Below are 18,743 nucleotides of genomic sequence, written 5' to 3'. Positions count from 1 at the left end.
CGGGGAGGATTTGAGAAGAACATATGACCCCCAACTCCACCGCCTTCGTGAATATCGGCGAGCGTACCAACGTCACCGGCTCCGCCCGCTTCAAGAAGCTGATCATGAACGGCGACTATGCCGCAGCGGTCGAAGTCGCGCTGCAGCAGGTGGAGGCGGGCGCGCAGGTCCTCGACGTCAACATGGACGAGGGTCTGCTCGACGCCCATGAGGCGATGACCACCTTCCTGAAGCTGATCCAGGCCGAACCCGACATCGCCCGCATCCCTGTGATGGTGGACAGCTCCAAGTGGGACGTGATCGAGGCCGGGCTGAAATGCGTGTCCGGCAAGCCGATCGTCAACTCGATCAGCATGAAGGAGGGTGAGGAGCAGTTCCTCCACCATGCCCGCAAGTGCATGGCCTATGGTGCCGCCGTCGTCGTCATGGCCTTTGACGAAGTAGGCCAAGCCGACACCCAGGCGCGCAAGGTCGAGATCTGCGAGCGGGCCTACAAGCTCCTCACCGGCATCGGCTTCCCGCCGGAGGACATCATCTTCGACCCCAACGTCTTCGCGGTGGCCACGGGGATCGAAGAGCACAACAATTACGGCGTCGACTTCATCGAGGCCTGCCGCGAGATCAAGGCGCGCTGCCCCCATGTCCACATCTCGGGCGGCCTGTCGAACCTGAGCTTCAGCTTCCGCGGCAACGAGCCGGTGCGGAAGGCGATGCACTCGGTCTTCCTCTACCACGCGATCCCCGCCGGCATGGACATGGCGATCGTTAACGCCGGCCAGCTCGACGTCTACGACCAGATCGAGCCGGAGCTGCGCACCGCCTGCGAGGACGTGATCCTCAACCGCGATTCCGAAGCCGGCGAGCGGCTGGTCGCGCTCGCCGAGCGCTTCCGCGGCACCGATGCCGTGGCGGAAAAGCAGGCGGCGGAATGGCGGGGCTGGGGTGTCGCCAAGCGGCTGGAGCACGCTTTAGTCAAGGGCATCGACGCCCATGTCGTCGAGGATACCGAGGAGGCGCGCCTTCAGTTCGCCCGCCCGATCGAGGTGATCGAAGGGCCGCTGATGGACGGCATGAACGTCGTCGGCGACCTCTTCGGATCCGGCAAGATGTTCCTTCCGCAGGTGGTGAAATCCGCCCGCGTGATGAAGAAGGCCGTCGCCCATCTCCTCCCTTTCATCGAGGCCGCGAAGGAGCCCGGCGCCAAGGGCAAGGGCAAGGTCATCCTGGCCACCGTGAAGGGCGACGTTCACGACATCGGCAAGAACATCGTCGGCGTCGTGCTCCAGTGCAACGGCTTCGACGTGGTCGACCTCGGCGTCATGGTGCCGTGGACGAAGATCATCGAGGCGGCGAACGAGAACGATGCCGACATGATCGGCTTGTCCGGCCTCATCACCCCCTCGCTGGACGAGATGGTGACGGTGGCCGAGGAGATGCAGCGGTCGAACATGACCATGCCGCTCCTGATCGGCGGGGCGACCACCAGCCGCGTCCACACCGCCCTGAAGATCGAGCCGGCGTACAAGGGTCCGGTCGTCCACGTCCTCGACGCCAGCCGCGCCGTCGGCGTCGCCACTACCCTCGTCTCCGAGACGATCCGCGACGATTACGTCGCCAAGATCGCCGCCGAGTACGAGCAGGTCCGCGTCGCCCGCGCCAATAAGGGGCAGAGCGCGCTGGTGCCGATCGCCGACGCGCGCACCAACGGCTTCGCGGCCGACATGGCGCTCAAGCCCGCCGCGCCCAAGCAGCCGGGCGTCCACGTCTTCGAGGACTGGGACCTTTCCGACCTGCGCGAGTATATTGACTGGACGCCGTTCTTCCGCGCCTGGGAGCTGGCGGGCAACTATCCCGCGATCCTGACCGACGAAGTGGTCGGTGAAAGCGCCACATCTCTCTTCGCCGACGCGCAGAAGATGCTGGACCGCATCGTCGAGGAGAAGTGGCTCACCGCGCGCGGCGTTGCCGGCCTGTGGCCCTGCCATCGCAATGGCGACGACATCTGGGTGCAGACCCGCCATTCGGACGACCACCGCAGCCCAGATGGGGCAAGCGTGCCCGAGCATTTCCACATCCCCGACCTCGACCGCCGCAACGAGGCGAGCGTGCGGCTGCCGATGCTGCGCCAGCAGATCGCCAAGCGCGAAGGGCGGGCCAATATGTGCCTGGCCGACTTCATCGACGTGCGCGGCGACTGGATGGGCGGCTTCGCGGTCGGCATCCACGGCATCGACCCGCATCTGGAGCGCTTCAGGGCGGCGATCGACGATTATTCGGACATCCTGCTCAAGGCCCTGGCGGATCGCCTGGCGGAGGCATTTGCCGAGCGGCTGCACAAGCATGTCCGCACGACGTTGTGGGGCTATGCCGAGGGCGAGCAGCTCGACAACAATGCCCTGATTCGGGAGCAGTATCGCGGCATCCGCCCGGCACCCGGCTATCCGGCTTGCCCCGAACACAGTTTGAAGCCCATCCTGTTCGAGATGCTGGGTGCCGAGGCGGCGACGGGGATCACGCTGACCGAGAGCTTTGCCATGCTGCCGACGGCGGCGGTCTCCGGCTTCTACTTCGGTCATCCGCAGGCCGAGTATTTCGGCGTCGCCCGCATCGGCCCGGACCAGCTGGAGGACTATGCCGCCCGCCGTGGCGTTCCGCTGGAGCAGGCCGAGCGCTGGCTACGCCCGAACCTCGACTGAGCGGGCGCGATCAGCAGCCGGCGTCGCGCCAGCGCCGCTTGGCACCACGACCTGTTATCGCCCCGATCACCCCCAAGCTGACCATCACGATCGTCCGGGTGGTTGGCGCCGGCACCTCAGCGGCGCTTGCCGGAGAAGTTTTGACGCGAGATGATGGCGGCTTTGCCATCCCGGTCTTTTCGGCGGCAGTGACGATCTGCGCCGCCTGGGCGAGCACCGGTAGCGCGAGGGACGTGACGAACAAGGCGGCGGCGATCTTCATGCAGGCTCCATTCGGCAAGGCGATGGTGCCCTGCCGTGTGCCACATCGCCGGTGGTGGCGGAGGCGACAGATCGGCTCCCCGGCGCGATGCTGCGACAAATCCGCCATTTACCACGACGAACCGAAAGTGCCCTGTCACGAAATAGACCGATCGGTATGGAACAAGGTGGCGCGAACGGGCATGATGCGCGTTGTGGCCGTCACATCCCTCTGGTCGAGGACATCCGCATGAGCATCACCATCAACGGGAACCCGGTCGACCTGCCCGGCGATCCACGCGTCTCGCTCCTGGATCTGCTGCGTGAGGACCTGCACCTCACCGGCACCAAGAAGGGGTGCAACCAGGGGGCATGCGGGGCCTGCACCGTGCTGGTCGATGGCGAGCGGATCCTGTCCTGCCTGGCTTTGGCCGTTCAATATGAGGGGCGCGAGGTCACCACGATCGAAGGCCTCGGCACGACGGGCGACCTCCACCCCCTCCAGCGCGCCTTTGTCGAGCATGACGGTTTCCAGTGCGGCTATTGCACCCCCGGCCAGATCTGCTCGGCGATCGGCATGGCGGCGGAGATCGGGCGCGGCGTGCCGAGCCACGTTACCGGCGACCTTGCCGCCACGACAATCGCCCTCAGCCATGACGAATTGCGCGAGCGGATGAGCGGCAATCTCTGCCGCTGCGGCGCGCATAACGGCATTGTCGACGCCATTTTCGAGACCTTCGGAGAAGGCGAACTGCAGGCGGAGGCGGCCGAATGACCCCCTTCACCTACGCCCGCGCCGCCGATCCTGCCTCTGCGCTTGCCGCCGCCTCGGCCGGTGCCCGCTATCTCGGCGGCGGCACCAACCTTGTCGACCTGATGCGCGAGACGATCGAGCGGCCCGCCGCTTTGGTGGATGTCACGAGCCTGTCCGCCGAGATCACCGAGACGGCGGAGGGCGGCGTCCTGATCGGGGCCGCCGCGCGCAACACCGCCATCGCGGAGCACCGCCTGATCCGCACTCGCTATCCGGCCTTGTCGCGCGCAATCGTGGCGGGTGCCTCGCCGCAGATCCGAAACATGGCGACCGCAGCCGGCAATCTGCTCCAGCGGACGCGTTGCGCATATTTCTACGACGACGAGGGTTCGGCCTGTAACAAGCGGCGGCCGGGTCAGGGCTGCGACGCGATCGACGGCTTCCATCGGATGCACGCGATCCTCGGCGCGTCCGACGACTGCATCGCGACCCATCCCTCCGACATGTGTGTCCCGCTGGCGGCGCTGGACGCCATCGTCCACCTCCACGGGCGAGACGGCGAACGCACCCTTCCGCTGACCGGCTTTCACCGCCTGCCCGGCGATCGGCCGGACATCGAGACCGAGCTGCGCCCCGGAGAGCTGATCACCGCGATCGAGCTTCCCGCCTCCCCGCTCGCCGCCCGCTCCACCTACCGCAAGGTTCGCGACCGGGCGAGCTATGCCTTCGCCTTGGTCTCCGTCGCCGCAGCGCTGGAGGTCGAGGATGGCCGCGTGAAGGACGTCCGCCTCGCCCTCGGCGGCGTCGCGCACAAGCCCTGGCGCGCGGAGAAGGCGGAGGCGGCACTGCGCGGGCAGCCGGCCAACCATGCCGCCTTCCTCGCCGCCGCCGATGCGGAACTGGCCGATGCGCGGCCGCTCCGCGACAATGGCTTCAAGGTCGAACTCGCACGGCGGACCATCGCCGCCGTGCTCGGCGAACTGGCGGGAGAGGTTGCATGAGCATCTACCAGGACGCCAAGCAGGCGGTGGGCGGCGTCGTTCAGGGCGCGATGGCCAAGGCGGTGGCGCTGGCACCCGACAGCTGGGTGCCGGGCGGCGTGCCCGATCCGCTGATCCGCCAGCAGCATGGCGAGATCGGCAAGCCCGTCTCCCGCATCGACGGCCCCCTCAAGGTCGCGGGCAAGGCGCGCTTCGCCGCCGAGTTCCCGATGGAGGGGATGGTCTACGCCGCGCTGGCCTACAGCACGATCGCCAAGGGTCGCATCGTCACGCTCGACACGGCTTTGGCGGAGGCGGCGCCCGGTGTCGTCGCCGTCGTCACCCACCGCAACATGCCCCGCCTCAACGCGCCGCCGCCCTTCATGTCGCAGCCCAAGGCCGCGTCCGGCGACGACATCCCGGTCATGCAGGACGATGTCGTCCACTGGAACGGCCAGCCGATCGCCATCATCCTGGCCGAAACGCAGGAGCAGGCGGACCATGCCAAGTCGTTGATCCACGTCAGCTACGCGGCGGAGCCGGCCACCACCGCCTTCGCCGATGCGCGGGCGGCAGGGACGCGGCAGGGCATGTTCCAGGGCGGCCCGCTTCGTGACGAGATCGGCGAGGCAGGCGAGGCGTTCGCCGCCGCGCCGCTCACGGTCGATGCGATCTACCGCACGCCGCGCCACAACCACAACGCGATCGAGCTTCACGCCGTCACCTGCGGCTGGGAGGGCGACACCCTGCGCGTCCACGATGCGTCTCAGTTGGTCGCGCATACCGCCTGGACCATCGCCGAGATGTTCGGGATCAAGGAGGAACAGGTCCTCGTCACCTCGCCCTTCGTCGGCGGCGGTTTCGGCGGCAAGTGCCTGTGGCAGCACCAGACGCTCGCGGCGGGCGCGGCGAAGGTGGTCGGACGCCCGGTGCGCCTCGTCCTCTCGCGCGAGGGCGTGTACCGCGTCGTCGGCGGCCGCAGCCTGACCGAACAGCGCGTGGCGCTGGGTGCGGACCATGACGGCAAGCTCAAGGCGCTGATCCACACGGGCGTCACCGCCAAGACGCCCGACAATGCCATGCCGGAGCCGTTCATCCTGCAGTCGCGCAGCGCCTATGCGTCGGAGACCGTCCTCCTCGACGTGCAGACCGTCGAAGTGGACATGCTCGCCAACACCTTCATGCGTGCGCCGGGCGAGGCGGTCGGCACCTTCGCCCTCGAATGCGCGGTGGACGAGCTGGCCGAGGCTCTCGGCATCGACCCGATCGAACTGCGCCTCCGCAACGAGCCGGAAAAGGATCCCACCACCGGCCTCCCCTTCTCCTCCTGCGATATCGTGAAGGCGTGGCGCGACGGCGCGGAACGCTTCGGCTGGGACCGGCGCAATCCTGTGCCGCGATCGGTGCGGGAAGGCGAATGGCTGGTGGGCATGGGCTGCGCGAAAGGCACCTATCCCTATCACCGGATGCCGGGCGGCGCGGCGCGGATCACGCTCACCCGCGATGGCCACGCCACCATCGACATCGCCGCGCACGAAATGGGCATGGGCACCGCCACCGCGCAGACCCAGGCCTCGGCCGACCGGCTCGGCCTCCCCGCCGAAGCGATCACCTTCAACTATGGCGATTCGACCCTGCCCGGCACTGTGCTGGCGGGCGGATCGCAGCAGACCGCGTCGATCGGCGCATCGGTGATCGCCGCCCATCGCGCGCTGGTGGCCCAGCTCCTGAAGCTGGCCGGCAACGACTCTCCGCTTGCCGGTCTCAAGGCCGAAGAGGTGGGCAGCTGGAACGGCGGCCTCGGCAAATACGACGATCCCGCGCGGCACGAGACCTATGCCTCGATACTCGCCCGCGCCCAGCGCGACAGCGTGGCGGTTGAAGCCGAGGCAGCGGCACCGGTCGAACTGCAGCACTGGTCGATGCACAGCCATTCGGCGATGTTCTGCGAGGTCCGCGTGAACGCCATTACCGGCGAGATCCGGGTCAGCCGCATCCTCGGCTCCTTCGACTGCGGGCGCATCCTCAACCCCAAGACCGCGACCAGCCAGTTCAAGGGCGGCATCATCATGGGCCTTGGCCTTGCGCTGATGGAGGAGACCGCCTTTGACGAGCGCAAGGGGCGGGTAATGAACGCCAACCTCGCCGATTATCACGTCCCCGTGCAGATGGACGTGCCGGAGATCGAGGTGATGTGGACCGACATCCCAGATCCGCACAGCCCGATGGGCGCGCGCGGCATCGGCGAGATCGGCATCACCGGCACCGGTGCCGCCGTGGCCAACGCCGTCTACAACGCGACCGGCAAGCGCATCCGCGACCTGCCGATCACGCTCGACAAGCTGCTCTAGCGTCGGACGGAGCGCATCGCCGCACCCGCCGCGAAGGGTGCGCCGGCGACCATCAGCAGGCTGACCGCCGCCAGCAGCTTCAGCGCCGCCGCGCTGTCGCTGCCGAGCGCGCCCGCCCCGAAGATCAGCACGGGAATGGTCAGCGGCAAAGCGAGCAGGCCGGTGAGCGCGCTCCCCCCGCCCAGGCCGCTGGTCAGCGCCGCAGTCACCAGCCCGATCGCGGCGAGCGCGGGCGTCCCGAGCAGCAGCCCCAGCTCGACCCGCATCAACCCCGCCCCGTCCAGGTTAAGCAGCCCGCCCGCGACCACCGCCGCGATCATCAGCGGCGGGCCGAAGCTCAGCCAGTGGGCCAGCAGCTTGGCGGCGGCGACCGTCTCATCCGGCACGCCGCGCAATGCAAGCTGATCGAGGATGCCCGCCTGCACATCGGCGGCGATCAGGCGATCGACCGGCATCAGCGCCGCTAACAGCGCCGCCATCCACAAGGCCCCGCCGCCGGTGCGGGAGAGCAGCGCGCCATCCGGCCCGACCGCAAAGGGAAACAGCACCGCGACAAGCAGGAAGAACATGACCGGCAGCACCGCCCCGCCGCCGGCTGCATGGCGGCGGAGGTCGCGACCGAGAATGGCGAGCACGATCCTCACCACGCGCCCAGCACGAGCGGCCGGGCGTCGGTGAGCGGCAGCGGCTGGTGCGTGGCGATCACCGCGATCCCGCCCCGGCCGCGATGCAAGCCGATCGCCCCGATCAGCCGCTCCGTCGCGATCGCGTCGAGGCCGTTCGCCGGCTCGTCCAGCAGCCAGATTGGCGCACCCGACACGATCGTCCGGGCGATCGCCGCGCGCCGCCGCTGTCCAGTCGAAAGGTAGCGCACCGGCGCGTCGGCCAGCCCACCGATCCCCATCGCGTCCAGCCCGCGCCGCACGTCGTGATCGTCGCGCCCGTCGATCCGCGCCCAGAACATCAGCGCATCGAACAGCGGCCTGTCCTCGTCCAACGCCGCGCCCTCGCCGGTCAGCGCCACCGCACCCTCGCGCTTCACCCGACCGGCGCTCGGCGGCAGCAGCCCCGCGATGATCCGCAGCAGCGTGGACTTGCCCGCGCCATTCGGCCCGGTGACGATCACCGCCCCGCCCGCCTGCACCTCCAGGTCCAGCCCGTCGAACAGCAGCCTGTCGCCACGCAGCGCCGCCAGCCCGCGGCAGGACAGCCGCGTCATCCCGCCTCGGCCTCCAGCGCGTGCATGTCGTCGTCGGACAGGCCAAAATGATGCCCGACCTCGTGGATCAGGATGTGGCTGACCAGTGTCTCCAGGCTCTCGCCCCCCTCGGCCCATTCGTCGAGGATGGCACGGCGATAGAGGTGGATCATGTCGGGCATCGCCGCGAAGTCGCTGACCGACTTATCGCCGACGGGACGGCCGGTGTAGAGGCCGGAGAGCTGGAACGGATCCTCGATCCCCATCTCGGCCAGCACGTCCTCGCCGGCGAAATCCTCGACGCGGAGGACAACGTCGCCGAGATGCGCGCGGAACGCCTCCGGGAGCCGCGCCATCGCGCCTCTTGCGATCGCCTCGATTTCCTCTGCGGTCGGCGCGAAGCGGGGGGTTTGACGGTCGTCCATGCTCCGGGCGACATAAGCGGACGATTATCCCCGCGCCAGAGGAGAGCAGGATGGCGATCGAGCGATTGAGCGATGAGGCGCGCGCGGCGGCGCTGAACGAACTACCGGACTGGACCTACGATGCAGAGCGGGATGCGATCACCCGCCGCTATACCTTCGCCGATTTCAGCGCGGCGTTTGGATTCATGGCGCGGGTGGCGTTGCTGGCGGAGAAGGCGGACCACCATCCCGAATGGTCGAACGTGTGGAACAGGGTGGACGTGCTGCTGACCACCCATGACGCGGGTGGACTGTCGGAGCGGGACGTGAAGATGGCGAGGGCGATCGACAGCCTCTCATCTTAGCCATCCCCGTGGGAGGGGAGTGTGGAGTCTTACGCCGCGTTGCCGATCGCCTTCTGCCGCCGCCGCTGCACCGAAGACCCGATCCCCATCGCCTCCCGGTATTTCGCCACCGTCCGCCGCGCGATGTCGAAGCCCTTGGCGGTCAGCAGTTCGACCAGCTTGTCGTCGGACAGGATGTCCTTGGCGCTCTCCGCCGCGATCAGCTTCGCGATGTGGCTCTTCACCGCCTCGGCCGAGATGTTCTCCCCGCCATCCGCCGCCTGGATGCCGCTGGTGAAGAAGTATTTCAGCTCGAAGGTGCCTCGCGCGCAGGACAGGTATTTGTTGGAGGTCACCCGGCTAACCGTGGACTCGTGCATCCCGATCGCCTCCGCCACGGTGCGTAGGGTCAAGGGGCGGAGGTGTTCGACGCCCTGGCGAAAGAACGCCTCCTGCTGCTTCACGATCTCGGTCGCGACCTTGACGATGGTCCGCGCGCGCTGGTCGAGCGCCTTGATCAGCCAGTTGGCGCTGGCGAGGCAGTCGGACAGCCAGGCGCGGCTCGCCTTGTCCTGCGGCCCACCCGACAGCTCGGCATAATAGGCGCGGTTGACGAGGACGCGGGGCAAAGTGGCGGCGTTCAGTTCGATCGCCCAGCCCTTCACCGTCTCGGCGATGAAGATGTCGGGGACGATCACGGTCGACTCGTCGCTGCCGAACTTCAGCCCCGGCTTCGGATCATATCCGCGCAGTTCGCGGATCATGTCGGCCATGTCCTCCTCGTCCACGCCGCAGATCCGGCGCAGGCGCGGGATCTCGCCGCGCGCGAGGAGATCGAGATTGGCGATCAGCGCCGCCATCGCCGGGTCGTAGCGGTCCGCCTCGCGCGCCTGAATGGCGATGCATTCGGCAAGGTCGCGCGCGCCGACGCCTGACGGATCGAAGCTCTGAACGACGGCGAGCACCTGCTCCACCGCGTCAAGATCGGTGCCGAGACGGCGCGCCACACCGTCGAGTTCGGCGGAAAGGTAGCCTGCCTCGTCGATGCGATCGATGATCTCGCCGGCGATGACCAAGGCCGCGCCGGACAGGACCTCGCCCGCCTGCGTCATCAAATGATCGTGCAGCGAGAGTTCCGGCCCGGCGAAGCTGTCGAAGTCGATCGCCTCGCCATCGCCGCCGCCGGTCGCGGGGCCGCTGTCGCGCGACGGCCCGGGCGCGTCGGCGGGGCTGTCGTGATGGAAGGTCTCGGCCACATAATCCGCGTCCAGCGGCGCGTCGGCGATCGCGTCGCCGGTCTCCAGCAGGGCGTCGGCGGTGACAGGTTCGTCGGGCAGATCGGGCCCGTCCTCGACGGGCGCCTCGCGCTCCTGGTCCCCCGCGTCCAGCAACGGGTTCTTGTCCAGCTCCGACGAGACGAAGCCTTCGAGTTCGAGATTGGACAGCGCCAGCAGCTTGATCGCCTGCTGCAGCTGCGGCGTCATCACCAGCGATTGCGACTGGCGGACGTCCAGGCGGGGGGCGAGCGACACCAGCTACACCGTCATGCCAGCGAAGGCTGGCATCGCTTGGCAACGGCACGCTTCATTCGACGCGATCCCAGCCTTCGCTGGGATGACGATGTGGCGGCAGGCATGACCCTGCCCCCGCGTCACAACGAAAAGCCCTCGCCCAGATAGAGCCGTCGCACGTTTTCGTCGGCGACCAGCGCCTCGGGCGTGCCCTGGAACAGCACCTTGCCGTCGTAGATGATGCAGGCGCGATCGACGATGTCGAGCGTCTCGCGGACGTTATGGTCGGTGATCAGAACGCCGATGTCGCGGCGCTTCAGGTCCTTCACCAGATCGCGGATGTCGGCGATCGAGATCGGGTCGATGCCGGCGAACGGCTCGTCCAGCAGCATGATCGACGGGTTCGCCGCCAGTGCGCGCGCGATCTCGCACCGCCGCCGCTCGCCGCCGGAAAGCGCCGTCGCCGCCACGTCGCGCAGGCGATCGATGTGGAACTCGCCGAGCAGCCGTTCCAGCCGCTCCTGCCGCCGCGCCTTGTCGGTCTCGACGATCTCCAGCACGGCCATGATGTTCTGCGCGACGGTCATGCCGCGGAAGATCGAGGTCTCCTGCGGCAGATAGCCGAGGCCGAGGATCGCGCGGCGGTACATCGGCAGGCCGGTGATGTCGTCACCGTCGAGGAGGATGCGCCCGGCATCCGGCTTCACCAGCCCCATCACCGAATAGAAGCAGGTCGTCTTGCCCGCGCCATTGGGGCCGAGCAGGCCGACCACCTCGCCGCGCGCTACGTCCAGGCTTACATCCGACAGCACCTGCCGCCCGTCATAGCCCTTGGCGATGGAGACGATCGACAGCCCCTGCGGCGCACCGGCACGGGGATGCGAGATATCCGGCCGCTCCAGCAGGGTTCCTTCAGGGCTCATATGCACGTCCTTACCGCCGACTGGCAGGCTTCGTGCATGGAGTAGGAGCGCCCGCCGCCCCGATCAAGCCGCTTGGCGCGAAACGGCCCGCGAACGATCGCGCACCATCGCCGCCGCCCGGTCGGTGGCGATGCGGGTGTCGGAGGCGAGCTTCTTCACTTCGCTCGCCACCACCGCAAAGCCGCGCCCTGCCTCACCCGCACGCGCCGCCTCGATCGTGGCGTTGAGCGCGAGGAGGTTGGTCTGCGACGCGATCGACCCGATCGCCGCCACGATGTCGGACAGCTGGCCCAGCGTCTGCTCCAGCTCGCGGCGCTGCGCCTCCAGCTCTTCCTGAAACGCCTCACCTTCATCCAGCCGCGCCTGCACCTCCTGCTCCAGCCGGACCTGCCCGCTCACGTCGCTGGCGAACTTGACGATTTTCTGCAGCCGGCCCTGCGCGTCGAAGATGGGATTGTAGGTCGCCTGGATCCACACGTCCCGCCCGTCGCGCGCCCGGCGCATGTAGCGCCCGCTGTCGAACTCGCCCCCGGCCAGCTTCGCCCAGAACCCTTGATACCCATCGCTTGCCGCCAATTCGGTGCTGCACAGGACGCGATGATGCTGCCCGATCAGCTCGCCGCGCCCATAGCCGAAGATGGCGAGGAAATTGCTGTTGGCGTCCAGAATGCGGCCGCCGAGATCGAACTCGATCACCGCCTGCGACCGGTCGATGGCGCGCACCTTGCCCGCCACCTCGGCGCGCACCGACTTATCGGCGGTGATATCGCGGGCCATCTTCAGCACGCGGATTGGCGCGCCGTTCGGCCCGAAGATCGGCGCGGAGGTCGCCTGCAGCCAGATCTCGCGCCCGCTCCTGGTCAGCCAGCGATACTCCCCCAGCTCGAACTCACCGCACCCGAGCCGCTCCCAAAACGCCCGGTACTCGGCGGACATTGCGTCGTCGGGGGTGCAGAACAGCCGGTGATGCCGCCCGATGATCTCGTCGAGGCGATATTCCACCAGTCCGAGCAGGGCCGCATTCGCCCAGGCGATCGTTCCATCCAACGCAAACTCGATCAGCGCCTGGGCACCGTCGCTCTCGCGCCACGGTGCCTCCCCACCGCCCCCGATCGGCAATGCCGAACCCATCTTCACAAACTCCAATACGTTTCACCTCTGGAATGAGGCCGATAGCTTAAGGAGCTGATAAGCACGGTGGATTGTCGGTGCCGGAGCGGCTACCCGCCACCCATGGCGTTGAACAAGCGATGCGATCTGGCGATCGTCGGCGGGGGGTTGTCGGGGGCGCTGATCGCCCATGCGCTCGCCCATCGCCGCCGCGACCTGTCGATCCGCCTGATCGAGCCGGGGCCGATCGGCGGCAACCATCTCTGGTCCTTCTTCGACAGCGACGTGGCGCATGGCGACCGCTGGATTGTGGCCCCGTTCATCGGTCATCGCTGGAAGGGGTACGATGTCGCCTTCCCCGGCCACCGGCGCCAGCTGAAGAGCAGCTACAACTCGATCCGCTCGCACGACCTCGCCGATCGGCTGCCCCGCCTGCTTCCGCCCGGTACGATCGTCACCGACGCCGCTACGGAGATGACGTCGAACGCCGTCACCCTGCAAAGCGGCGTAGTCATCGATGCGGGTGGAGTGATTGACGCGCGGGGCGCGGGCGACCTTTCTGCCCTCGATCTCGGCTGGCAGAAGTTTGTGGGTCAGGAACTGCGCCTCGCCGCACCCCACGCCCTCGAACGGCCCGTGTTGATGGACGCGACGGTGGCGCAGGAGGACGGCTACCGCTTCATCTATCTCCTCCCCCTCGCCCCCGACCGCATCTTCGTCGAGGACACCTATTATAGCGACGGCCCCGATCTCGATCGCGCCACCATCGCCTCACGCATCGCCGGCTATGCCGAGGCGCGCGGATGGACGGTGGCCGCCGTCGAGAGCGAGGAGGCCGGATCCCTGCCCGTCGCGATGGGTGGCGATTTCGACCGTCTCTGGGGCCATGACGGCGTCGCAAAGGCCGGGATGCGCGCCGGCCTCTTCCACCCCGTCACCGGCTATTCGCTGCCCGACGCCGTCCGCCTCGCCAGCCTGATCGTCCGCCTCGTCCATCTCGACGGCCGCTCGCTGCACGAGGTGACCCGCACCTATGCCGCCGCCCGCTGGCGCGAACGCGGCTTCTATCGCATGTTGAGCCGGATGCTGTTCCGCGCCGCCGAACCGAAGGATCGCTACCGCGTGCTCGAACGCTTCTACACCCTCTCCCCCGGCCTGATCGAACGCTTCTACGCCGCGCGCTCGGGTCCCCTCGACAAGGTTCGCATTCTGGCCGGCAAGCCGCCCGTGCCGATCGACGCCGCGATCCGGGCGATCCGCTCGTGAAGACGGCGGCGGTCATTGGTGCCGGCTTCGGCGGCCTCGCGCTGGCCATCCGCCTGCAGGCAGCGGGCATCCAGACCACCATCTTGGAGTCGCGCGACAAGCCGGGTGGGCGGGCTTACTATTGGGAGAAGGACGGCTTCACCTTCGACGCCGGCCCCACCGTCATCACCGATCCCGCTTGTCTGCGCGAACTCTGGTCGCTGACCGGGCATGAGATGGCGCGCGATGTCGATCTCGTGCCGATCACCCCCTTCTACCGCCTCAACTGGCCGGACGGGACCAACTTCGACTACACCAACGACGATCCCGCGCTGCAGGCGGAGATCGCCCGCCTGAACCCGGAGGACATCGCCGGCTACAAGCGGTTCCTCGACTATTCCGCCGGCGTGTTCCGGGAGGGATACGAGAAGCTCGGGCACGTCGCCTTCCTCGACTTCGCAGCGATGGTGAAGGCGGGGCCGGCGCTGGCCAAGTACCAGGCCTGGCGATCGGTCTATTCGATCGTCGCCAGCTTCGTGAAGAACGAGAAGCTGCGCGAGGCGCTGAGCTTCCACACCCTGCTCGTCGGCGGCAATCCGATGACGACCAGTTCGATCTACGCGCTGATCCACAAGCTGGAACGTGATGGCGGCGTCTGGTTCGCTAAGGGCGGCACCAACCGGCTGATCGCCGGCATGGCGGGACATTTCGAGCGGATCGGCGGCACCATCCGGCTGAACGACGCGGTGACGGCCATCGATGCGCTGGGTGACCGGGTAACCTCAGTCACAACCGCCAGCGGCTGGACCGGCGATTTCGACGCGATCGCCAGCAATGCCGACGTGGTCCACAGCTACCGCGACCTGATCCGCCATTCCACCCACGCCAGCCGCATGGCGCGCGGCCTGGAGAAGAAGCGCTTCTCGCCCTCGCTCTTCGTCGTCCATTTCGGGATCAGGGGGCGCTGGCCGGGCGTGCCGCACCACATGATCCTGTTCGGGCCGCGCTATCGCGGGCTGTTGGACGACATCTACGATCACGGCGTGCTGCCCGCCGACTTCTCGCTCTACCTCCACCACCCGACGGCCACCGACGAGAGCATGGCGCCGGAGGGGCATTCCACCTTCTACGCGCTCGCGCCCGTCCCGCATCAAGGCAAGCTGCCGATCGACTGGGGCGTGGTCGGCCCCGCCTATGCCGACCGCATCCTTGAGGAGGTGGAGCGCCGCGTCGTCCCCGGCCTGCGGGACCGCATCGTCACCCGCTTCCACTATGCGCCGAACGACTTCTCGGCCGATCTCAACGCCCATCTCGGCTCCGCTTTCAGCCTGGAGCCGCTGCTCACCCAAAGCGCCTATTTCCGGGTCCACAACCGCGATCCGGAGATCGGGAACCTCTATTTCGTCGGGGCCGGCACTCATCCAGGCGCGGGCATTCCGGGCGTCGTCGGCTCGGCCAAGGCAACGGCGAGGCTGATGATCGAGGATCTGCGGTGAGGGAGAGCCTCTTCATCCTCCCTGAGCTTGCTCGGGGAGGGGGACCGCTCGCGAAGCGAGTGGTGGAGGGGCGGCGGTGCAACCGCCCTTTGCAACGGCGGCCCCTCCACCAGCTTCGCTGGTCCCCCTCCCCAGCTTTGCTGGGGAGGATGTAGGCGGTGCGCTCCATCTGTGTCTTCTGCGGGTCCTCCCCCGGCTTCGACCCTGCCTACCGCGCCGCCGCCGAGCGCCTCGGCGCGGCGCTGGCGGTACGCGACATCACCCTCGTCTACGGCGGCGGATCGGTCGGCCTGATGGGCGTGGTCGCCGATGCGGCCCTCGCCAAGGGCGGCCGTGTCACCGGCGTTATCCCCGACTCGCTGGCGGCGCTTGAGGTCGAGCATCGCGGCCTCACCGAGCTGATCCTCACCGGCTCGATGCATGAGCGCAAGGCGATCATGGCCGATCGCGCCGATGGCTTCATCGCCATCCCCGGCGGCATCGGCACGCTGGAGGAGCTGTTCGAGATCTGGACCTGGGCGCAGCTCGGCGACCATGCCAAGCCGGTCGGTCTCCTCAACGTCGCCGGCTTCTACGATCCCCTGCTCCGCTTCCTCGACCATGTCGTCCGCCAGGGTTTCCTGAAGATCGAGCACCGCGATCTGCTGCAGGTCGAAAGCGAGGTCGGCCCTCTGCTCGACAAGCTCGCCGACTATGTCCCGCCGGTCCTCGACAAGTGGATCGACGATGGGGAACGCTGACCGCGCCGCCCTCGTCGCTTTTGCGCGGGACAGCATAGCGGTCGGGTCCAAGTCCTTCGCCGCCGCCTCGAAACTCTTCGACCCCGGCGTGCGCGAGCGGGCCTGGCTGCTCTACGCCTGGTGCCGCCGCTGCGACGATCTCGCCGACGGACAGGTCGCCGGCCACGGCCATGAGACGGTCGAGGACCCGGCGGCACGGCTGGCCGAGATCCGCGACCTTACCGAACGCGCCCTCGCCGGCGAGCGGACCGGCGATCCCGCCTTCGACGCCCTCGGCGTCGTCGCGGCGGAGACCGAGATGCCGCACCGCTTCGCCCTCGATCTGGTGGAGGGTTTCGCCCTCGACGCCGCCGACTGGCGCCCGCGCTCCGAGGACGATCTCTACCGCTATTGCTACCATGTCGCGGGCAGCGTCGGCTGCATGATGGCGGTGGTGATGGGTGTTTCGCCTGAGGACGAGGACACGCTCGACCGCGCCTGCGACCTCGGCCTCGCCTTCCAGCTCGCCAACATCGCCCGCGACATCGGCGAGGACGACGTCGCCGGCCGCTGCTATCTGCCGGTCGACTGGCTGGTCGAGATGGACATGCCGCCCGGCGAGCACATGAAGCCCTTCTACCGCAAGCGCCTCGCCGTCCTCGCCAAGCGCCTCGCCACACGCGCGGAAGCCTTCGAGTCCAGCGCCCGCATCGGCGCCACGCGCCTCCCCTACCGCTCCGCCTGGGCAGTGCTCGCGGCTGCCGGCATCTACGGCGGCATCGCCCGCGAGGTCGCCGCACGCGGCGAACGCGCCTGGGACACCCGCGTCGTCACCAGCAAGGCCGCCAAGCTCGGCTGGATCGCCAAGGCGGCGGGAGAGGCGCTGCGCCCGCCGAGCGGGAAGGCGCGGCCGTCGGGATTGTGGACCCGCCCGCGCTGACCGCCGATCGGCTTACGGGTACAAGTCCACGACCTCAGCCTCGGGCAGCGCGGCCTTCACCAGCAGCGAACGGTGGCATCCGCCAGGCTCCCGCTCGAAACAGAGCAGCGCAGTCGGCTGCTCCGCCGCCATGTCGCGGAGCTGCGCCGCCTGCAGCGCCGCTTCCGCCGTATCCAGTTGCGCCGCATAGACCCGTTCGAGCGTGGCCTGATCGCCCTTCCGCGCCGCTTCGCGGCCTTCCGGCGGCGTGCCGAGCGCCTTCAGCCCGACATAGCCGATGCCCGCCTCCCGCAGTCCGTTGGCAAGGATGTTCTTGGAGAAACCCGGTCGCCGCGACAACGGCACAGCCCGGATGTCCGCCAGCAGGGTCACGCCCGCTCCCTGCAAAGCGGCGATCAGTTCGTTCTGCGTGGCGGCTTCATAGCCAATGGTGAAGATACGCACCTTGAAAGCCGCCGTCAGCGAAAGGCGGTTGGGATATCGCCTGCATCGAAGCTGCGCGACCAGACTATGCCCGATCGCTGAAGCCGCGCCGGACGGCCGACGTAAACCGCGTTTTCCTCTTCGAGCCGCCCGAGCACGAGGCTGCCCTGCCCGACGATGCTGCCTGCCGCGATGTAGCTCCCCTTTGCAACCCGCGCGCCTTGGCCGAGCCAGACATGGGGCCCGATGGTAACATCCTGCCCCTGGTTGATGCGTTCGCCGTTTTGCCGGTCGAAGATCCCGTGGGAATCGGATGTGCGCAGCTCCACCTGCTTGGCGAACATGCAGTCGTCGCCGATCAGCAAGCTCCGCCCCTCCCTCGCAAGACCGAAGCCGTGCCGCCAACTCGCCCCGCTTCCAAAGACCATCAGGCTGTTACAGTCGTCCGCAGCGAGGAACACGTCCTCCAGCACGACCTGGGGGCCGATCAGAACGGTACAATTGTCGCCGCCGATGTAGATCCGGCCGCGATCGATCCGCACGCCGGGTGCGATCGCCAGCAAGGCGTTGGTCCCGCGGACGATGATCCTGACCTTGCTTGATATCGAGGCTTCGCTGCTGATCAGGACCATGCCCTGGGGGTTGCCCGCGCGCCATCGCTCTTCGCTTTGCACCGCATCGCCGTTGACGAACCAATCGATCGACGGAACGCCTTCCATCCCGGCCAGCCGTTCGCGAATGCTCGCGCGGCGCTCAGCAATCCGCGGGTCCGGCACCGCCCGAACGAGCACGTCCGGTGCGGCCGCTACCAGGTCCTCCCTTCCGGCTGCAGCGAGGGGCTCGGCAACAGGTTCCGGAGCGGGCGCCGCCCGGCCCGCTTGGGCGTCGCGGAGCACCCCCAGCCGCCGCTTGAGCAAGGAGGCCTTCGGCGCCCACAGGAACCCGAAGCTCACCGTACCGCCCTTCGTCTCTACCGCATGATGCAAGCGGTGCGCCTGCACGATCCGCTTCAGATAGGCCGATCGCGGCACGATGCGGTGGGGCAGGCGGTTGTGGACCAGCCAGTCGTGGAAGCCGAAATAGATCGCCCCATAAGCCGCGATTCCTGCCCCGATCCAGGCCCAGCCCGGCCACCAGCCGAGTTGCACTCCGCCCAGCAGCATGACGATCGAGGGGATCGCGAAGATCACCGCATAGAGGTCGTTCAGTTCCCAATGGCCCTTACGCGCCCGATGATGGCTGGCATGCAGGAACCAGCCCGGCCCATGCATCACCCAGCGGTGCATGACATAGGCGAATCCCTCCATGAACAGGACGGTCGCAAGGAACAGGGCAAGGCCAGCGTACCAGGGCATCGCCGGCATATAGCCCTCCCTTGCTGCACATGCGAGCCGCACTGGCAATCGCCG

General features: G+C 68.0%; 17 protein-coding genes and 1 pseudogene. 9 read left to right on the top strand and 9 right to left on the bottom strand.

The window, feature by feature from the left end; all coding sequences use genetic code 11:
• Positions 1–23 precede the first annotated feature (23 nt).
• A complete protein-coding gene (gene metH / locus ACM608_RS17130; protein WP_419684862.1) occupies positions 24–2,696 on the top strand; it encodes a methionine synthase in 2,673 nt (890 codons plus the stop codon).
• Between the two features lie 10 nt (positions 2,697–2,706).
• Here metH and ACM608_RS17125 read toward each other — a convergent pair whose 3' ends face one another.
• Positions 2,707–2,958 carry a hypothetical protein gene (locus ACM608_RS17125; protein ID WP_419684860.1) on the bottom strand — a complete coding sequence of 84 codons (252 nt, stop codon included), beginning with the start codon at positions 2,956–2,958 and terminating at the stop codon, positions 2,707–2,709.
• 228 nt (positions 2,959–3,186) lie between these two features.
• Between ACM608_RS17125 and ACM608_RS17120 the strand changes: the two genes are divergently transcribed.
• The 3 genes from ACM608_RS17120 to ACM608_RS17110 are packed head-to-tail and all read left to right on the top strand — an operon-like array spanning position 3,187 to position 7,021.
• Entirely contained in the window at positions 3,187–3,711 is a 525-nt protein-coding gene (locus tag ACM608_RS17120; RefSeq protein ID WP_419684858.1) for a 2Fe-2S iron-sulfur cluster-binding protein, read from the top strand.
• A complete protein-coding gene (locus ACM608_RS17115) occupies positions 3,708–4,691 on the top strand; it encodes an FAD binding domain-containing protein (RefSeq protein WP_419684856.1) in 984 nt (327 codons plus the stop codon). Before ACM608_RS17120 ends, ACM608_RS17115 begins: the two co-directional genes overlap by 4 nt.
• Complete coding sequence (locus ACM608_RS17110) at positions 4,688–7,021, top strand: xanthine dehydrogenase family protein molybdopterin-binding subunit (protein ID WP_419684854.1); 2,334 nt, start codon at positions 4,688–4,690, stop codon at positions 7,019–7,021. Before ACM608_RS17115 ends, ACM608_RS17110 begins: the two co-directional genes overlap by 4 nt.
• Here the strand turns inward: ACM608_RS17110 and ccmB are convergent.
• The 3 genes from ccmB to ACM608_RS17095 are packed head-to-tail and all read right to left on the bottom strand — an operon-like array spanning position 7,018 to position 8,644.
• Positions 7,018–7,665 carry a heme exporter protein CcmB gene (gene ccmB / locus ACM608_RS17105; RefSeq protein ID WP_419684853.1) on the bottom strand — a complete coding sequence of 216 codons (648 nt, stop codon included), beginning with the start codon at positions 7,663–7,665 and terminating at the stop codon, positions 7,018–7,020. The genes ACM608_RS17110 and ccmB overlap by 4 nt on opposite strands.
• A complete protein-coding gene (ccmA, locus tag ACM608_RS17100; protein WP_419684852.1) occupies positions 7,662–8,240 on the bottom strand; it encodes a heme ABC exporter ATP-binding protein CcmA in 579 nt (192 codons plus the stop codon). The genes ccmB and ccmA overlap by 4 nt, the downstream gene beginning before the upstream one ends.
• On the bottom strand, positions 8,237–8,644 hold the full coding sequence (locus tag ACM608_RS17095; protein WP_419684850.1) for a metallopeptidase family protein: 408 nt from the start codon (positions 8,642–8,644) through the stop codon (positions 8,237–8,239). The genes ccmA and ACM608_RS17095 overlap by 4 nt, the downstream gene beginning before the upstream one ends.
• 50 nt (positions 8,645–8,694) lie before the next feature.
• Between ACM608_RS17095 and ACM608_RS17090 the strand changes: the two genes are divergently transcribed.
• Entirely contained in the window at positions 8,695–8,988 is a 294-nt protein-coding gene (locus ACM608_RS17090) for a 4a-hydroxytetrahydrobiopterin dehydratase (protein WP_419684848.1), read from the top strand.
• A gap of 29 nt (positions 8,989–9,017) precedes the next feature.
• Here the strand turns inward: ACM608_RS17090 and rpoN are convergent, their stop codons facing one another.
• From rpoN to ACM608_RS17075, 3 genes are all read right to left on the bottom strand, one after another.
• A complete protein-coding gene (gene rpoN, locus ACM608_RS17085) occupies positions 9,018–10,499 on the bottom strand; it encodes an RNA polymerase factor sigma-54 (protein ID WP_419684846.1) in 1,482 nt (493 codons plus the stop codon).
• A 119-nt stretch (positions 10,500–10,618) separates the two neighbouring features.
• Positions 10,619–11,401 (bottom strand): LPS export ABC transporter ATP-binding protein, encoded by a 783-nt coding sequence (lptB, locus tag ACM608_RS17080; RefSeq protein WP_419684845.1) that lies wholly within the window; start codon positions 11,399–11,401, stop codon positions 10,619–10,621.
• A 63-nt stretch (positions 11,402–11,464) separates the two neighbouring features.
• A complete protein-coding gene (locus tag ACM608_RS17075) occupies positions 11,465–12,532 on the bottom strand; it encodes a methyl-accepting chemotaxis protein (RefSeq protein WP_419684844.1) in 1,068 nt (355 codons plus the stop codon).
• Between the two features lie 102 nt (positions 12,533–12,634).
• Between ACM608_RS17075 and crtY the strand changes: the two genes are divergently transcribed.
• The 4 genes from crtY to ACM608_RS17055 all read left to right on the top strand — a co-directional run bounded on the left by crtY (position 12,635) and on the right by ACM608_RS17055 (position 16,911).
• Positions 12,635–13,777: a lycopene beta-cyclase CrtY gene (gene crtY / locus ACM608_RS17070; protein WP_419684843.1), complete on the top strand. Its 1,143-nt coding sequence runs from the start codon at positions 12,635–12,637 to the stop codon at positions 13,775–13,777.
• A complete protein-coding gene (locus ACM608_RS17065) occupies positions 13,774–15,252 on the top strand; it encodes a phytoene desaturase (RefSeq protein WP_419684842.1) in 1,479 nt (492 codons plus the stop codon). Before crtY ends, ACM608_RS17065 begins: the two co-directional genes overlap by 4 nt.
• Positions 15,253–15,410: 158 nt before the next feature.
• The gene (locus tag ACM608_RS17060; protein ID WP_419684841.1) at positions 15,411–15,992 is read left to right on the top strand and encodes a TIGR00730 family Rossman fold protein; all 582 of its coding nucleotides are present in this window, start codon (positions 15,411–15,413) and stop codon (positions 15,990–15,992) included.
• On the top strand, positions 15,979–16,911 hold the full coding sequence (locus ACM608_RS17055; RefSeq protein ID WP_419684840.1) for a phytoene/squalene synthase family protein: 933 nt from the start codon (positions 15,979–15,981) through the stop codon (positions 16,909–16,911). The genes ACM608_RS17060 and ACM608_RS17055 overlap by 14 nt, the downstream gene beginning before the upstream one ends.
• Before the next feature lie 12 nt (positions 16,912–16,923).
• Here ACM608_RS17055 and ACM608_RS17050 read toward each other — a convergent pair whose 3' ends face one another.
• Positions 16,924–17,355, bottom strand: a complete 432-nt coding sequence (locus ACM608_RS17050; RefSeq protein ID WP_419684838.1) for a DUF488 family protein — start codon at positions 17,353–17,355, stop codon at positions 16,924–16,926.
• 839 nt (positions 17,356–18,194) lie between these two features.
• Positions 18,195–18,689, bottom strand: a pseudogene (locus ACM608_RS17045) (sterol desaturase family protein); the annotation flags it as partial.
• Positions 18,690–18,743 lie beyond the last annotated feature (54 nt).

The organism is Sphingomonas sp. ID0503, from assembly GCF_048565625.1.
GTDB lineage: Bacteria > Pseudomonadota > Alphaproteobacteria > Sphingomonadales > Sphingomonadaceae > JBLZUR01.
Note: the sequence above shows the minus strand (reverse complement) of the source record. Positions and strands in the feature narration are given on the sequence as shown.

Excerpts from the sequence above, each read along its gene's own strand:
- metH (WP_419684862.1), top strand. The coding sequence starts at position 24 with ATGACCCCCAACTCCACCGCCTTCGTGAATATCGGCGAGCGTACCAAC.
- ACM608_RS17125 (WP_419684860.1), bottom strand. The coding sequence starts at position 2,958 with ATGAAGATCGCCGCCGCCTTGTTCGTCACGTCCCTCGCGCTACCGGTG.
- ACM608_RS17120 (WP_419684858.1), top strand. The coding sequence starts at position 3,187 with ATGAGCATCACCATCAACGGGAACCCGGTCGACCTGCCCGGCGATCCA.
- ACM608_RS17115 (WP_419684856.1), top strand. The coding sequence starts at position 3,708 with ATGACCCCCTTCACCTACGCCCGCGCCGCCGATCCTGCCTCTGCGCTT.
- ACM608_RS17110 (WP_419684854.1), top strand. The coding sequence starts at position 4,688 with ATGAGCATCTACCAGGACGCCAAGCAGGCGGTGGGCGGCGTCGTTCAG.
- ccmA (WP_419684852.1), bottom strand. The coding sequence starts at position 8,240 with ATGACGCGGCTGTCCTGCCGCGGGCTGGCGGCGCTGCGTGGCGACAGG.
- ACM608_RS17095 (WP_419684850.1), bottom strand. The coding sequence starts at position 8,644 with ATGGACGACCGTCAAACCCCCCGCTTCGCGCCGACCGCAGAGGAAATC.
- ACM608_RS17090 (WP_419684848.1), top strand. The coding sequence starts at position 8,695 with ATGGCGATCGAGCGATTGAGCGATGAGGCGCGCGCGGCGGCGCTGAAC.
- lptB (WP_419684845.1), bottom strand. The coding sequence starts at position 11,401 with ATGAGCCCTGAAGGAACCCTGCTGGAGCGGCCGGATATCTCGCATCCC.
- ACM608_RS17075 (WP_419684844.1), bottom strand. The coding sequence starts at position 12,532 with ATGGGTTCGGCATTGCCGATCGGGGGCGGTGGGGAGGCACCGTGGCGC.
- crtY (WP_419684843.1), top strand. The coding sequence starts at position 12,635 with ATGGCGTTGAACAAGCGATGCGATCTGGCGATCGTCGGCGGGGGGTTG.
- ACM608_RS17055 (WP_419684840.1), top strand. The coding sequence starts at position 15,979 with ATGGGGAACGCTGACCGCGCCGCCCTCGTCGCTTTTGCGCGGGACAGC.